General features: G+C 60.4%; 13 protein-coding genes and 1 other RNA gene. 4 read left to right on the top strand and 10 right to left on the bottom strand.

Annotated elements, in window-relative coordinates:
• The first annotated feature begins 132 nt into the window (after positions 1-132).
• The gene (gene hemN, locus L8H52_RS26490; RefSeq protein ID WP_242209530.1) at positions 133-1,515 is read left to right on the top strand and encodes an oxygen-independent coproporphyrinogen III oxidase; all 1,383 of its coding nucleotides are present in this window, start codon (positions 133-135) and stop codon (positions 1,513-1,515) included.
• Here hemN and L8H52_RS26485 read toward each other — a convergent pair.
• Positions 1,512-1,994 (bottom strand): hypothetical protein, encoded by a 483-nt coding sequence (locus tag L8H52_RS26485; protein ID WP_242209529.1) that lies wholly within the window; start codon positions 1,992-1,994, stop codon positions 1,512-1,514. The genes hemN and L8H52_RS26485 overlap by 4 nt on opposite strands.
• Positions 1,995-2,148: 154 nt before the next feature.
• On the opposite strand from L8H52_RS26485, the gene fnr reads away from it, so the two are divergent.
• Together fnr and L8H52_RS26475 are read left to right on the top strand one after the other, a co-directional pair.
• Positions 2,149-2,883 (top strand): fumarate/nitrate reduction transcriptional regulator Fnr, encoded by a 735-nt coding sequence (gene fnr, locus L8H52_RS26480; protein ID WP_141129035.1) that lies wholly within the window; start codon positions 2,149-2,151, stop codon positions 2,881-2,883.
• 78 nt (positions 2,884-2,961) lie between these two features.
• Positions 2,962-3,510, top strand: a complete 549-nt coding sequence (locus L8H52_RS26475) for an adenine phosphoribosyltransferase (protein WP_064116891.1) — start codon at positions 2,962-2,964, stop codon at positions 3,508-3,510.
• A 110-nt stretch (positions 3,511-3,620) separates the two neighbouring features.
• Here the strand turns inward: L8H52_RS26475 and L8H52_RS26470 are convergent, their stop codons facing one another.
• From L8H52_RS26470 to dnaX, 5 genes are all read right to left on the bottom strand, one after another.
• On the bottom strand, positions 3,621-4,769 hold the full coding sequence (locus L8H52_RS26470; RefSeq protein ID WP_242209528.1) for an acyl-CoA dehydrogenase family protein: 1,149 nt from the start codon (positions 4,767-4,769) through the stop codon (positions 3,621-3,623).
• Positions 4,770-4,962: 193 nt separating this feature from the next.
• The gene (recR, locus tag L8H52_RS26465; protein ID WP_242209527.1) at positions 4,963-5,565 is read right to left on the bottom strand and encodes a recombination mediator RecR; all 603 of its coding nucleotides are present in this window, start codon (positions 5,563-5,565) and stop codon (positions 4,963-4,965) included.
• A 66-nt stretch (positions 5,566-5,631) separates the two neighbouring features.
• Positions 5,632-6,666, bottom strand: a complete 1,035-nt coding sequence (locus L8H52_RS26460; protein ID WP_242209526.1) for an NADP-dependent oxidoreductase — start codon at positions 6,664-6,666, stop codon at positions 5,632-5,634.
• Between the two features lie 276 nt (positions 6,667-6,942).
• Positions 6,943-7,281, bottom strand: coding sequence for a YbaB/EbfC family nucleoid-associated protein (locus tag L8H52_RS26455; protein ID WP_016984747.1), 339 nt, complete (start codon positions 7,279-7,281; stop codon positions 6,943-6,945).
• Positions 7,282-7,348: 67 nt separating this feature from the next.
• Positions 7,349-9,451 (bottom strand): DNA polymerase III subunit gamma/tau, encoded by a 2,103-nt coding sequence (gene dnaX, locus L8H52_RS26450; RefSeq protein WP_242209525.1) that lies wholly within the window; start codon positions 9,449-9,451, stop codon positions 7,349-7,351.
• Positions 9,452-9,596: 145 nt separating this feature from the next.
• Here dnaX and L8H52_RS26445 point away from each other — a divergent pair, with 145 nt between their 5' ends.
• On the top strand, positions 9,597-10,346 hold the full coding sequence (locus L8H52_RS26445; RefSeq protein WP_242209524.1) for a transporter substrate-binding domain-containing protein: 750 nt from the start codon (positions 9,597-9,599) through the stop codon (positions 10,344-10,346).
• A gap of 195 nt (positions 10,347-10,541) precedes the next feature.
• On the opposite strand, the gene ffs is transcribed toward L8H52_RS26445, so the two are convergent.
• The 4 genes from ffs to zipA form a co-directional block, all read right to left on the bottom strand.
• Positions 10,542-10,638, bottom strand: an RNA gene (gene ffs / locus L8H52_RS26440) — signal recognition particle sRNA small type.
• Between the two features lie 134 nt (positions 10,639-10,772).
• On the bottom strand, positions 10,773-11,936 hold the full coding sequence (locus tag L8H52_RS26435) for a putative zinc-binding peptidase (RefSeq protein ID WP_242209523.1): 1,164 nt from the start codon (positions 11,934-11,936) through the stop codon (positions 10,773-10,775).
• A gap of 151 nt (positions 11,937-12,087) precedes the next feature.
• Positions 12,088-14,445, bottom strand: a complete 2,358-nt coding sequence (ligA, locus tag L8H52_RS26430) for an NAD-dependent DNA ligase LigA (protein ID WP_242209522.1) — start codon at positions 14,443-14,445, stop codon at positions 12,088-12,090.
• An 87-nt stretch (positions 14,446-14,532) separates the two neighbouring features.
• On the bottom strand, positions 14,533-15,396 hold the full coding sequence (zipA, locus tag L8H52_RS26425; RefSeq protein ID WP_242209521.1) for a cell division protein ZipA: 864 nt from the start codon (positions 15,394-15,396) through the stop codon (positions 14,533-14,535).
• Positions 15,397-15,448: the final 52 nt, after the last annotated feature.

The raw sequence follows: 15,448 nt of genomic DNA, 5'->3' as shown, positions 1-15,448 counted from the left end.
GGGAGCGAGCTTGCTCGCGAAGAGGCCTGCATGATCAACACACCTCCTCCCCCGTTGATGCAAATCAACAGCCCAATCGCCGCCCCCCGATAGACTCGCTCACACTGCCAGCCTATCCGGGGGAATGCCCGCATGCTCGACGCCATTCGTTGGGACTCTGATCTGATCCGCCGCTACGACCTGGCGGGGCCGCGCTACACCTCTTATCCGACCGCCGTGCAATTTCACGGTCAGGTCGGCACCTTCGACCTGTTCCATGCCCTGCGCGACAGCCGCAAGGCCCTGCGCCCGTTGTCGTTGTATGTGCATGTGCCGTTCTGCGCGAACATTTGCTACTACTGCGCCTGCAACAAGGTCATCACCAAGGATCGCGGCCGCGCGCTGCCGTACTTGCAGCGGCTGGAGCAGGAAATCCAGCTGATCGCCTGTCATCTCGACCCGGCCCAGAAAGTCGAGCAACTGCACTTTGGCGGCGGCACGCCGACCTTTCTCAGCCACGACGAACTGCGGCAGTTGATGGCGCACCTGCGCAAGCATTTCAATCTGCTGGATGACGACTCCGGCGATTACGGTATCGAGATCGACCCGCGCGAAGCCGACTGGTCGACCATGGGCCTGCTCCGCGAACTCGGTTTCAATCGGGTCAGCATCGGCCTGCAAGACCTCGACCCGGCGGTGCAGCGCGCGGTCAATCGCTTGCAAAGTCTGGAAGAAACCCGCGCGGTGATCGATGCCGCGCGCACCCTGCAATTTCGCTCGATCAATATCGATCTGATCTACGGCTTGCCCAAGCAAACCCCGGAAAACTTCGCCCGCACCGTTGAAGAAGTCATCAGCCTGCAACCGGACCGGCTCTCGGTGTTCAACTATGCGCACCTGCCAGAACGCTTCATGCCGCAGCGGCGGATCAATGGCAATGAGTTACCGGCGCCCGCGCAGAAACTGGAAATGCTCGAACGCACCATCGAACAGCTCACCGCCGCTGGCTATCGCTATATCGGCATGGATCACTTCGCCCTGCCCGATGATGAATTGGCGATTGCTCAGGAAGAACAAACCCTGCAACGCAACTTCCAGGGTTACACCACTCACGGCCATTGCGATCTGATTGGTCTGGGGGTTTCCGCGATCAGCCAGATCGGCGATCTGTACTGCCAGAACAGCAGCGATCTCAACGAATACCAGAACACCCTGGCCGCCGCGCAACTGGCGACCAGCCGGGGCCTGGTGTGCAACGCCGATGATCGCTTGCGCCGCGCGGTGATCCAGCAACTGATCTGCAATTTCAGCCTGGAGTTCGCCGAGATCGAGCAACAGTTCAACATCGATTTTCAGGGCTATTTCGGCGCGCTTTGGCCGCAGCTGCAAGGCATGGCCAACGATGGCCTGATCGAACTCGATCGCGAGCGGATCGAAGTATTGCCGGCGGGACGTCTGCTGGTGCGCTCGGTGTGCATGGTGTTCGATGCGTACCTGGAACAGCAGAACCGCCAGCGTTTTTCGCGGGTGATCTAGTTTTTCATCAGCAGCGAACCGACTTTCATATTCTGATCCGCCGTCAGACCCGATTGCCCGACCACTTTGGACAGAGCCAGATTGGCCGTGATCAAACCTGTATTCAACGCGGCGATGGCGCCGCGCAGTGCAGCGGTCTTGATGATCTTTTCTTCGTTGGAAAGGCGCTTGTCGGCCATGACCGCTTCGATGAGCGCCTTTTTCTCGGCAATCTGTTTTTGCAGCTTGCGGATCATCTTCAGCAATTGCTGGATGTTTTCCGGCAACCCGCTGTCGTCGATGTCGCTGTTTTCACCACCGACACCGGCGGACTTTTCGATCGATGCACCGGACAGCGACACTTTGACGCCCTCGACCAAGGTCGGGGTTGCCTCTTCGGTCAAGCCTGGGTCGCGTGCATTGCCGGTCGAGATTTTAAACGTCTCCGGCAATGCGGCAACGTCGCTGCTACCGGGGCTCAGCGTGCCAATCGAGGCCATCGATTCGTTCCTTGTATGCGTTCTGATACCTGTTTATCGGCTGCTGGCGCTGCGGCTTTATGGCTGTGGGACAAAGTCGCCACGGACTGGCCTGAATGTCCTCCTGTGGGTTACCCTTACGGCTTATGTGTGTTTTCCCACAAGGATTTAAGAAATGTCCGAGCCAGTCAAACTGCGCGCTCACAACCAGGCCCATTGCAAGGATTGCAGCCTGGCCCCTCTCTGCCTGCCACTTTCTCTGAATCTGGAAGACATGGATGCGCTGGACGAAATCGTTAAACGCGGCCGCCCGCTGAAAAAAGGCGAGTTCCTGTTCCGCCAGGGCGACACGTTCGATTCCGTTTATGCAGTACGCTCCGGCGCCCTGAAAACCTTCAGCCTGAGCGACAGCGGCGAAGAACAACTGACCGGCTTCCACCTGCCGAGCGAACTGGTCGGTCTGTCCGGCATGGACACCGAGAAACACCCGGTGTCGGCGCAGGCGCTGGAAACCACCTCGGTCTGCGAAATCCCTTTTGAACGCCTCGACGAACTGGCCCTGCAACTGCCGCAATTGCGCCGCCAGTTGATGCGCGTGATGAGCCGTGAAATCCGCGATGACCAGCAAATGATGCTGTTGCTGTCGAAGAAAACCGCCGACGAGCGCATCGCCACGTTCCTGGTCAACCTGTCCGCACGCTTCCGCGCTCGCGGCTTCTCGGCCAACCAGTTCCGTCTGGCAATGTCGCGTAACGAAATCGGCAACTACCTCGGTCTGGCCGTGGAAACCGTGTCTCGGGTGTTCACGCGCTTTCAGCAAAACGAGCTGATCGCCGCCGAGGGCAAGGAGATTCACATCCTCGACCCGATCCAGCTCTGCGCGCTGGCCGGTGGCTCACTCGAAGGTTAATGTCGATCCGCGGTTGAGCGAAGCGTTTCAGCCGCGGGTATACTGCGCCGTTTGCAGCCCTGCCAGGACACCTCGACGATGGTCTTCGACTCCTTCGACATCAAATCGCTTATCCGCCCAGTGATCGACTTCCCGAAACCGGGCGTGATCTTTCGCGACATCACCCCGCTGTTTCAATCGCCCAAAGCCCTGCGTCTGGTGATGGACAGCTTCGCCCACCGTTACGTCGAAGCCGACTTCACCCACATCGGCGCGATGGATGCGCGCGGTTTTCTGATCGGCTCGGTACTGGCCTATCAGTTGAACAAGCCACTGGTGCTGTTCCGCAAGCAGGGCAAGCTGCCGGCGGACGTGCTGGCCGAAGGTTACGCGACCGAGTACGGCGAAGCGTTCCTCGAAGTGCACGCCGACAGCCTGTGTGAAGGCGACTCGGTGGTGATGTTCGATGATCTGATCGCCACGGGCGGCACGCTGATCGCAGCAGCCAACCTGATTCGCCGCATGGGCGCGCGGGTGCATGAGGCAGCGGCGATTATTGACTTGCCTGAGTTGAACGGGTCGCAGCGGCTTGAAGACATGGGCATCCCGACGTTCTGCCTGACGCAGTTTGCCCTGACTGATAAATAAATAGCGCCTGTCAGACCGCTTTCGCGAGCAGGCTCGCTCCCACATTTGGAATGCATTCTCCTGTGGGAGCGAGCCTGCTCGCGAAGGGGCCGGCAGCCTCAACGCAAAATCTAAAGCCCCATCTGCTTGCTGATGATCTCGTTCATCACCTCTCGCGTCCCGCCGCCAATCGAAAGAATGCGGTTATCCCGATACAGCCGTTCCACCAGACTCTCGCGCATGTAACCGAGCCCGCCAAGAATCTGCACCGCCTCGGTGGTAATCCGGTCCGAAGTATCCGTAGCAAAATTCTTCGCCATCGAAATCTCCTTGATCACGCTCTGTCCCGCCGCCATCTTCGCTGCTTGTCTGTAAGTGAATTCCCGCGAGACCTCCAGCGCCGTGGCCATCTCGGCGAGGCGATGCTTGATCACCTGAAACTTGCCGATCGGTTTGCCAAACGCTTCACGCTCGCGCGCCCATTTCAGGCTTTGTTCCAGCGCAAGCTGTGAGGTCATGTTGGCCATCAACGCCAACGCCAGCCGTTCGCTCTGAAAATTGCCCATGATGCAGGCGAAGCCCATGTTTTCGGCACCGATCAGATTGCCCACAGGCACGCGGCAATCGTCGAAGAACAATTCAGCGGTGTCCGACGCCCACCAACCCATTTTCTTCAACTGCCGACCGACGGTGAAGCCCGGCGTGCCCTTCTCGATCAACAACAGGCTGATGCCGCCGAAACCCGGCGCACCGGTGCGCACCGCGACGGTGTAGTAATCGGCGCGCACGCCACTGGTGATAAAGGTTTTGCTGCCGCTGACGCGATAGAAATCGCCGTCACGCACGGCGCGGGTTTGCAGGTTGGCGACGTCGGAGCCGCCGCCCGGCTCGGTGACGGCCAATGCGCTGATCTTTTCGCCGCCAAGCACTTGTGGCACGACGCGGTCACGAACTTCGGGACGCGCCCATTTGACGATCGGTGGCAAGCCGATATCCAGCGAGCCGAGCCCCGCTACCAGCCCGCCAGAGCCACAGCGCATCAACTCCTCGCTGGCGGCGACCTTGGCGAACAGATCGCCTTCATGACTACCACCGAGCGCTTCGGGATAGCCAATGCCGAGGATGCCCGCCGCGCCCGCCTTCAGGTACAGCTCACGGGGGAAGCTTTCGGCTTCTTCCCACTGATCGATGTCCGGCAGGATCTCGCGTTCGACGAAGCGTCTGACGCTGTCGCGGACCAATTGGTGGCTGGGGTCGAAGTATTCCTGAAAGGCCGGCATGGGCGAGCTCCACGGAAGGGTTCGCCGAACTTAACCGAGCGCTTGCTTGGTTTACAACAAGATTGTGTGAATCAGATTGACCGAGGTGCGCCATTCGCGAGCAAGCTCGCTCCCACAGAGGATTTGTAAACGACACAAAACCAATGTGGGAGCGAGCCTGCTCGCGAGGGCGTCAAATCAAACAACGCCTAACTTAGAGGGAAATCGGTTTACGCCCGGCAAACGAATGCGCCAGCGTGCCGCCATCAACCAACTCCAGCTCACCACCCAACGGCACGCCGTGGGCAATCCGCGAAGCGATCAGGCCTTTGTTGCTCAGCAACTGCGCGATGTAATGCGCTGTGGCCTCACCTTCCACCGTCGGGTTGGTCGCGAGAATGACTTCGGCAAACGTCCCTGCCTCTTCGATCCGCGTCATCAACTGCGGAATACCGATCGCTTCAGGCCCCAGACCATCGAGCGGCGACAAATGCCCCTTGAGCACGAAGTAGCGCCCACGGAAACCGGTCTGCTCGACCGCATACACATCCATCGGCCCTTCCACCACGCACAGCAGCGTGTCGTCACGGCGGGTATCGGCGCATTGCGGGCACAGATCGTCTTCGGTCAGCGTGCGGCACTGGCGACAATGCCCGACGCCCTCCATGGCCTGGCTCAGGGCCTGGGCCAGACGCAAGCCGCCGCTGCGGTCACGCTCGAGCATCTGCAACGCCATGCGCTGGGCGGTTTTCTGACCCACGCCCGGCAAGGTGCGCAGCGCGTCGATCAGTTGGCGAATCAAAGGGCTGAAGCTCATGGGTAAAAAGTCCGACAAAACAACGAGACGCGGTTTATACCCGCGCCTCTGGCCAGCGTCAAATACTCAGTCCTGCGCGACCTTCACCACCAGTTTGCCGAAGTTGCGCCCCTCCAGCAGACCGATAAACGCCTCGGGCGCCTGCTCCAGGCCATCGACCACGTCCTCGCGGAACTTCACCTTGCCGTCGCGCACCCACGGCACCATGTGGCTGATGAATTCCGGCTGGCGATCGCCGTAGTCGTCGAACACGATAAAGCCCTGAATCCGCACGCGCTTGGTCAGCAGTGTGCGCTGCAACAGCGGCAGACGATCCGGGCCTTTCGGCGCTTCAGCAGCGTTGTAACCGGCGATCAGCCCGCACAGCGGAATGCGCGCCTTGGCGTTAAGCAGCGGTACTACCGCGTCGAACACATGGCCACCGACGTTTTCGTAATAGATGTCGATGCCGTCGGGGCAAGCCTTGGCCAGTTGCTCGGCGAAATCGGCAGCCTTGTGATCGATGCAGGCGTCAAAGCCCAGTTCCTCGACCACGTATTTGCACTTTTCGGCACCACCGGCCACACCGACCGTACGCAGGCCTTTGATCTTCGCCACTTGGCCGACCACAGAACCCACGGCACCGGATGCAGCGGCAACAACGAGTGTTTCGCCTTCTTTCGGCTGACCAATGTCCATCAGGCCCATGTACGCAGTCATGCCCGGCATGCCCAGCACGCCCAGCGCCATCGACGGACTTGGCAGCCCGGACGGGATCGGGATGATGTTGCGCCCGTCGCTGATGCTGTGGCTCTGCCAACCAGTGGCCCCGACCACCAGATCGCCTTTATGGAATTTCGGATGACGCGAATCCTCGATACGGCTGACAGCACCACCGGTCATCACTTCGCCGATTTGTACCGGGGCGGCGTAGGAAGGAGCGTCGCTCATGCGTCCGCGCATGTAGGGATCGAGGGACAGGTAGAGAGTTTTCAACAACACCTCGCCATCCGCAAGATCCGGCAGCGCTTCGCGTTCGAGGCGGAAGTTTTCCGGGGTCGGCGCGCCGACCGGGCGCGAGGCGAGAACGAAACGTTGGTTGAGCGTGAGAGGGTCGGACATGTCAGCGTCTCCTGTGAATGATGAATTCAGCGGGTATAGGGAGCAGACCGTTGTGGCTTTTGCGCGTTCGATGTTTATTCAGTTGGCCGGGATTGATCGTTCCCATGCTCCGCGTGGGAATGCCGCAACGGACGCTCCGCGTTCGGCTCTGGACTTGGAACGCGGAGCGTCCCGGGCTGCATTCCCACGCAGAGCGTGGGAACGATCGGCCAGAAACAAAAATGCCAGGCGCAATGCCTGGCATTTTGTGTAGCTCATCTGTCGCCGATTGGCGAATCAGAATGGCAGTTTCATACCGGCTGGCAGGTTCATGCCGGCGGTCATGTTGCCCATTTTGTCCTGGCTGTTTTTTTCGATCTTACGGACAGCGTCGTTGACGGCGGAGGCGATGACCGCTTCCAGCATTTCTTTGTCATCTTCGCTCATGCCCTCAACCAGGCTCGGGTCGATGCTGACGCTTTTGACGTCGTGACGACCGGTCATCACCACGGTGACCATATCGCCGCCGGCCTTACCGGTGACTTCGGCGTTGGCCAGTTCTTCCTGCATCTTGGCCATTTTTTCCTGCATCTGCTGTGCCTGCTTCATCAGGCCGGCCATGCCACCTTTCATCATGGGAATCACCTCAAAAGTACTTGGATCAAAACAGCGCCCGGCCAATGAAGCCGAGCGCCTTCAGTTATTAGCCCTGAGTGACCAGAGCCTCGACAGGTTCAATAGTATCGTGTCGCACCACCGCGCCGAACTGCTGAACCATCTGCTGGATGAACGGATCGCCGTGGATCGACTCCTCCGCCTCGCGCTGACGATTGGCACGACGGCGGGACGCGGCCTGGGCCGGGGTTTCCTGCTCGGGCTTGATCAGTTCAATGGTCAGGCTCAGCGTGCGACCGTGGAACTGATTCAACGCATCATTCAGACGACGTTGCTGCGTGGCGTTGAACAATGCGCTGTGCGCAGGATCGAGGTGCATCAGCCAATGGTCGCCATCCACCGCGATCAGCGTGCAGTTGGCGGCGATGCTGCCGGTCATGCCGGAAATCGGCAGTTTCGGGAACAGTTCCAGCCATTGCAACGCCAGACCTGTTGCCGGTGCCGCAGCCGGTTCTGGCTCGGGTTCCGGGGCAGGTTCGGCGGCGTGTTCGATGGCCAGTTCGTCGAGGTAGCTGTACGCCGAATCCATGTCCGGCTCGATGTAGTCCTCGTCCAGCGGTGGCTCGTCGTCCATGTCCGCGCCCGGTGTGGCAGCATCGACCTCGGCGACCGACGGCTCGGGGATCGGCGCGGCAGCCCACTCAGGCGCCTCCGGGACGACGCTGTCCGGGGTCGGCAACGGCATCGGCGGCAACTCGGGTTGCTCGGCGGTGGTTTCCAGCACCGGCTCGACGGCAGGTTGCTGCGCGGGTTCGGGCTCAGGCTCCGCCTCGGGCTCCACCGGGTCATTCCACGGCAGATCGACGACGGCTTCGGCGACGACAGGCGCAGGTTCAGGTTCTGGCGCGGCAACGGGCGCAACCGGCGCAGGCGCGGGAGCCGGCGCGGGTGTAGCGACGGGCGCCGGCGCTGGAACGGGAGCCGGCGCAACAGCCGCAGCGACTACCGGCGCAGGCTTGGGCGCGGCAGCCACGGAGTTTGCGGAATCAACTGTGGCCTGGCTGATCCCCACTGGCTTTAGCGGTTGCCTCGGGGCGTCCGCGGTATCGGCGGGCCGGAAGGCCAGCATCCGCAGCAGGACCATCTCGAAGCCACCACGCGGGTCCGGCGCCAGCGGCAAATCGCGGCGGCCGATCAGGCCCATCTGGTAGTAGAACTGCACGTCTTCGGCCGGCAAGGCCTGCGCCAGTGCCAACACGCGATCGCGGTCGCCGTGCCCGTTGTCGACGCCTTCCGGCAACGCCTGAGCGATGGCCACGCGGTGCAGCACGTTGAGAATTTCCGAGAGCACGCCGTTCCAGTCCGGGCCTTGCTCGGCCAGATGACGCACGCCCTCGAGCAACGCCTTGGCGTCGCCTTCGATCAGCGAATGCAGGACGTCGTAGACCTGACCGTGATCCAGCGTGCCGAGCATCGCCCGCACGTCAGTGGCCAGAACCTTGCCTTCACCGAAGGCAATCGCCTGATCGGTCAGGCTCATGGCGTCACGCATCGAGCCGTCAGCGGCGCGACCGAGCAGCCACAGTGCATCGTCTTCGAACGGCACGTTTTCGGCAGTGAGAACGTGGGTCAAATGCTCGACCACACGCTCGGGCGTCATGTTCTTCAGCGAGAACTGCAGACAGCGCGACAAAATCGTTGCCGGAAGTTTCTGCGGGTCAGTGGTCGCGAGGATGAACTTGACGTAAGGAGGCGGCTCTTCGAGGGTTTTCAGCAGCGCATTGAAGGAATGGCTGGAAAGCATGTGCACTTCGTCGATCAGGTAGACCTTGAAGCGCCCACGGCTCGGGGCGTACTGCACGTTGTCGAGCAATTCGCGGGTGTCTTCGACCTTGGTGCGGCTCGCGGCGTCGATCTCGATCAGGTCGACGAAACGACCTTCGTCGATTTCCCGACATACCGAGCATTCGCCGCACGGGCTGGAAGTGATACCTGTCTCACAGTTCAGGCATTTGGCAATGATCCGCGCAATCGTGGTTTTACCCACCCCGCGCGTACCGGTGAACAGGTACGCGTGGTGCAGCCGCTGGCTGTCCAAGGCATTGATCAGAGCTTTGAGCACATGGGTCTGGCCGACCATTTCGCGGAACGAGCGCGGACGCCATTTACGTGCAAGAACCTGATAACTCATCGAAAACCGTCGCAGCGAAGGAAGCAGAAGCGGCTAATGCTAGCGGAGCAAGGGCAAAATTGCATCCGGTGTCCTCGTCTAATATGGCTAAGCTGCATCAGCAGAGGCTTTTATCGGCTCGGGATCGGGAATTACCGGAGCGTTTATGCGTTGGGCCTTGGGGGCGTTGCTGGGAATCAGCCTGAATGTGACGGCAGCGGAAACCCCGTTGCGCTTCGCCATGCCCGACAGCTGGGCGATGCCGATGGTGCAATTCGAACGCGGCCGCCCTACCCAAGGCATTCTCTACGACCTGATGCTCAGCCTGGCCACACAGGTCGGCGTACCGGCCGAGTTTCACGTGCTGCCCCGCGCCCGCGTGCAGACCGCGATGGAACATGGAGAGATCGACGTGCGCTGCTATGCCGCACAGTCGTGGCTGCCGAATCAGTCGGGGGATTACATCTGGAGTCTGCCGCTGTTGTTTCAGCGTGATCTGTTGATCAGCCGCAAGGGTCAACCGGCCAGCGCCAACCCCGCGCTTCTGCCCCGCCAATCCATCGGCACCGTGCTGGGCTATACCTACCCTACCCTGCAACCGCTGTTCGACGCTGATCGGCTGCAACGCGAAGATGCGCGAAATCAGGAGCAGGTATTGGAGAAGCTGTTGGCCGGGCGTTATCGCTATGCGGTGAGCAATCAGTGGACGCTGGACTGGTTCAATCAGCGTCTGATGCCTGAAAAGCAGTTGCAAGGTGTCGCGGTGTTGCAGGAGCAGAAAGTCGGCTGCTATGTGAGGAATGATCCGAAAGTGCCGGTGCAGCGGATATTGCGCACGTTGCTGCGGATGAAAATGTCGGGGGAGATTGATGAGATTATCCGGTTATATACCGGCAGCTCTGAAGCCACCCCATAACCCCTGTGGGAGCGAGCCTGCTCGCGAAAGCGGTGTCTCAGTCGTCTCATCTCTGGCAGGTCTGACGCCTTCGCGAGCAGGCTCGCTCCCACAGTTGACTCAGGGCGCTGGCCAAATCGCAGACACAAAAAAACCGCAGTGGGCGAAACCCATGCAGTTCTGGTTGAAGCGTTCGATTGTTCGTTAAGGTGGTAACCCCACCAGCCACACCCCGGCACACAATGTTCCCGCTGTGGCTGCTGCCTTCCGGCTCTGACCAGGTTCACGGGTAATCGTTGCGGGGGGACCGATGGGGTCACCATAACGACGCTTGCCTGTCGGCGAGCCGCGCCATTGTACCTATCTGAGACGAAGTTACAACCGTTGGTTTCAGATTAAAAACATGAACAAGGTCAAAGACATAAAGATCGCAGCCTGCAGCAGCGCCTACAGGGCCAGTACCTCGTCCGCCCTGCCGCCCGCCTGCTGGATCACCAGATGAATGAAGTGCAGCTTGGCAATCGCCGGCGCCGGCAGTACGAACGGGTAGAAATCCGGCTGGCCCATGCTCCGTGACAATTCGTTGAGCATGCCCGCCAGTTCGATCCACGCGTTGACGAACGACAGAAACGCCTCGCCACCGGGATGCTCCGGGTCGTACAGCGTGCTGGTCGGAAACGGCTGGTAGTCGAAATCCATTTCCCGTGCGCTCATGCCAAACCCCAGCGCCGTGTCCACGGCGTCCATCATGTGCAGGTAATGCGCCCAGGTTTCCGCCCAGTCCTCCCACGGGTGCATGGTTGCGTAGGCACTGACGTATTGCTGTGGCCAGTCCTGCGGTGCGCCTTGTTGATAGTGACGATCAAGCGCCTCGGCGTAACTGGCGCGTTCGTCGCCGAACAGGCTGCGGAATGAACCGAGCCATGGGCCGTTGGCGATCAGGCGATCCCAATAATAGTGGCCGACCTCATGACGAAAATGCCCGAGCAACGTGCGATAGGGTTCATGCATCGCCGCTCTCACCTGCTCGCGGTGGGCGTCGTCGGCTTCTTTGATGTCGAGAGTGATCAGGCCGTTGGCGTGGCCGGTCATTGGCGCATTGCCTTCGAGGTCGACACCGATGAAATCGAACGCCAGACCGGTGTCTTCATCCACGGTTTTCGGAATCACCGGCAAGCCGAGAGTAATCAGTTGAGCGACGAGACGCCGCTTGGCGATTTCGACTTTGCGCCAGCGTTCAGGGTTGTTCGGGACGGACAGGTCGGGGATGGTGCGATTGAGGCTGCAAGCGACGCACAGGCTGTCGTGATCGTTGGCCGGCAGCAGCCAGTTGCACGCGGCAGCGGTGTCGAGGTTGGCGCAACGGCGGAACAGTCCGGCGTCGGGATCGGCATCCAGCGTCCAGGTGCCCTCGTACGGCCCCGGCTGTAGCGAAGTCAGGCGACTTTCTTCTGGTTGATAACCGAGCAACGCGTTGCAAGCCAGGCACTGACTGTTGCGAAAGAACAGCGACTGGCCGCAGCGGCACGGCCAGACTTTGCTGTTGCGTGAGGATTCGGCCATGAACGGCGCGATGATGCGGGAACTCAGCTGCTCGAAAAAACGGTGCATGGCGATCTCTCCCTGGGGCTTGCCAAGACTAGATCATTCCTGCGGGTTGATCGTTCCAACGCTCTGCGTGGGAATGCATCCAGTGACGCTCTGCGTCACAGCGGACGCGGAGCGTCCGGAACGGCATTCCCACGCGGGAGCGTGGGAACGATCAAACGTTCAGGCCATGGGTTTTGAGGAAGGCGATAAAGGTTTCTTCGTCCATCACTTTTACACCCAGCTCATTGGCTTTGGTCAGCTTGGAACCGGCGCCGGGGCCTGCGACCACACAATGAGTCTTCGCCGACACCGAACCAGCGACCTTGGCGCCGAGGCTTTCCAGATGCTCCTTGGCGACATCACGGCTCATCAACTCAACCTTGCCGGTCAGCACCCAAGTCTCGCCGGACAGCGGCAAACCTTCGACGACTTTCTTCTCGCTCTGCCAGTGCATGCCGAAATCACGCAATTGTTTTTCGGACTCTTCAGCTAATTGACGATGCTCAGGAGCAGCAAAAAACTCGCGCACCGAATTCGCCTGTTTCTCCGGCAAGGCCTGACGCATGTCCAGCCAGTCAGCATTCATCACCGCTTCAAGCGAGCCAAATTTATCCGCCAGTTTCTGCGCGCCACCGGGGCCGACCGAAGGAATGTGCAGCTTGTCGAGGAAGCCACCCAGCGTGGTGCTGGCGGCAAACTCGGCGCCCAACTCGCCCTGATCCTGAATCTGCAAACCATGGCCGAGCAACTCGGTAATCACCTGCTGGTTATGCGCATCTTCAAAGAAGCTGTGAATCTCGTGCGCCACTTCCAGCCCCACGTCCGGCAGGTAGGTCAGCACTTGCGGTAGCGCCTGCTGCACGCGCTCCAGCGAACCGAGCGAACGCGCCAGCACCTTGGCGGTCTCTTCGCCGACATCGGGAATACCCAGCGCATAAATGAAGCGCGCCAGCCCAGGCTTCTTGCTGTCTTCGATCGCCGCCAGCAACTTGTTGCTGGACACCTCGGCAAAGCCTTCCAGATCGACGACGTCGTCAAACTTCAGCGCATACAGATCGGCCGGCGAACTGACCAGACCTTCGTCAACCAGTTGCTCGACGCTCTTGTCGCCCAGGCCCTCGATGTCCATCGCCCGACGCGAGACGAAGTGAATAATCGCTTGCTTCAGTTGCGCGCCACAGGCCAGACGGCCGACGCAGCGATACACCGCGCCTTCGCTGACGGTTTCCTTGCCTTTGCTGCGCTTGATCAGTTGCGTGCGCTCGACGTGCGAACCGCACACCGGGCAGCTCTCGGGAATCTGCACCGCGCGCGCGTTTTCCGGACGGCGATCCATGACCACTTGCACCACTTGCGGAATCACATCACCGGCACGACGGATGATCACGGTATCGCCGATCATCAGGCCCAGACGCGCGACTTCGTCCATGTTGTGCAGCGTGGCGTTGGCCACGGTGACGCCGGCCACCTTGACCGGTTTCAGACGCGCCACAGGCGTCACGGCGCCAGTGCGGCCAACCTGGAATTCCACGTCGAGCAACTCGGTGAGTTCTTCCATCGCCGGGAATTTGTGCGCAATCGCCCAACGCGGCTCACGAGCACGGAAGCCCAGTTCACGCTGATCGGCAATGCTGTTGACCTTGAACACCACTCCGTCGATTTCATACGTCAGCGCGTTACGGCGCGCGCCGATATCGCGGTAGTAATCCAGACACTCATCGATGCCTTTGGCCAATTTCAATTCATGGCTGATCGGCATGCCCCACTTCTGCAACTGCTTGAGGTTGCCGATGTGGGTGTCGGAAATATCGTGGGAAACCTGACCGATGCCGTAGCAGCAGAATTCCAGCGGACGGTTGGCGGTGATCTTCGAATCGAGCTGGCGCAAGCTGCCGGCAGCAGCGTTGCGCGGGTTGGCGAAGGTCTTGCCACCGACTTCCAGTTGCGAGGCGTTGAGGCGTTCGAAACCGGCCTTGGACATGAACACTTCACCGCGCACCTCCAGCGTCGCCGGCCAACCTTCGCCGTGCAGCTTCAGCGGAATATTGCGCACGGTGCGCACGTTAACGCTGATGTCTTCACCGGTGGTGCCATCGCCGCGTGTGGCGCCACGCACCAGCACGCCGTCCTGATAGAGCAGGCTGACCGCCAGGCCATCGAGTTTCGGCTCGCAGCTGTATTCCACCGCCGCACTGCCGCCGAACAGATCGCCGACCGGTAGATCCAGACCTTCGGTGACGCGGCGATCGAACTCGCGCATGTCGCTTTCTTCGAAGGCGTTGCCGAGGCTGAGCATCGGCACTTCGTGACGGACCTGAGTGAACGCGGTCAACGCCACGCTGCCGACGCGCTGGGTCGGCGAGTCGCTGGTGATCAGCTCCGGGTTGGCCGCTTCCAGCGCCTTGAGCTCATGGAACAACCGGTCGTACTCGGCGTCCGGAATGCTCGGCTCGTCGAGAACGTGATAACGGTAGTTGTGCTGATCAAGTTCAGCGCGTAGCTCGAGAATGCGGTTTTTGGCGGCGATCATGGGTGTTCTCTCATAAAGCAAAAGAGCAGCCGAGGCTGCTCAATCGATATTGCCGATTGCCTTTCTATGACGAGGCAATCTTTTCAATCAGCGCTTCTGGGTCAGGGCGCGACGTTCGAATTCAACGATGCGCTGACGGTAGTGCTCGATGGTCTGCGCGGTCAGAACGCTGCGCTGGTCATCTTTCAGTTCGCCATTCAATTCCTGCGACAGCTTGCGTGCTGCGGCGACCATCACGTCGAAGGCCTGCTTCGGATGACGCGGGCCTGGCAGGCCGAGGAAGAAGCTCACCGCCGGGGTGCTGAAATGGTCGATGTCGTCCAGATCGAAGATGCCCGGCTTGACCGCATTGGCCATGGAGAACAGCACTTCACCGTTGCCGGCCATGCTTTCGTGACGGTGGAAAATATCCATCTCGCCAAAACGCAGACCGCTTTCCAGAATGTTCTGCAACAGTGCCGGGCCTTTGAAGCCGGCAGCGTCGCGGCAGATCACGCTGATCACCAGGACTTCTTCAGCTTGCGGCTGGTCTTTGTCGACCACCGCCGGCGAAGGCTTGGTGTCTTCGGCGAAATCGCCGTCACGGCTGCTGAAGCTCGGGCCACCGTCCAGATCCAGGTCGAGGTTCAGGTCGCCCTGAGCCGGGCCATTGCCGCCACGCTTGCCACGTTTCGAGCCGGATTCGCGAGGCTCGCGTGCTTCGCGGGCCGGCATGCTCACCGACGGCAGATCGTGTTCATCCAGTTGCGGTTCCTGATGCGTATCCAGTACACGGGCCGGGCCCAACAGCTCAGCGCTGGTGTCCTCGTCCGGCAGGTTGGACAGACTTCGGTCAAGACGGAATTTCAGTTTTCCCTTGCCGCCGCGCATACGGCGCCAGCCATCGAAAAGAATACCGGCTATCACAATGATGCCGATGACGATCAGCCACTCGCGCAGACCGATTTCCATGTAATCCCGTGCCTCTATAAAAAATGCTGAAAAATAAGGGGTTTACATTGTG

It is taken from the genome of Pseudomonas sp. CROZ-RG-20F-R04-15 (genome assembly GCF_022662375.1).
Lineage (GTDB): Bacteria > Pseudomonadota > Gammaproteobacteria > Pseudomonadales > Pseudomonadaceae > Aquipseudomonas.
The sequence above is the reverse complement of the archived record's forward strand: the minus strand, read 5'-3'. Positions and strand labels throughout refer to the sequence as shown.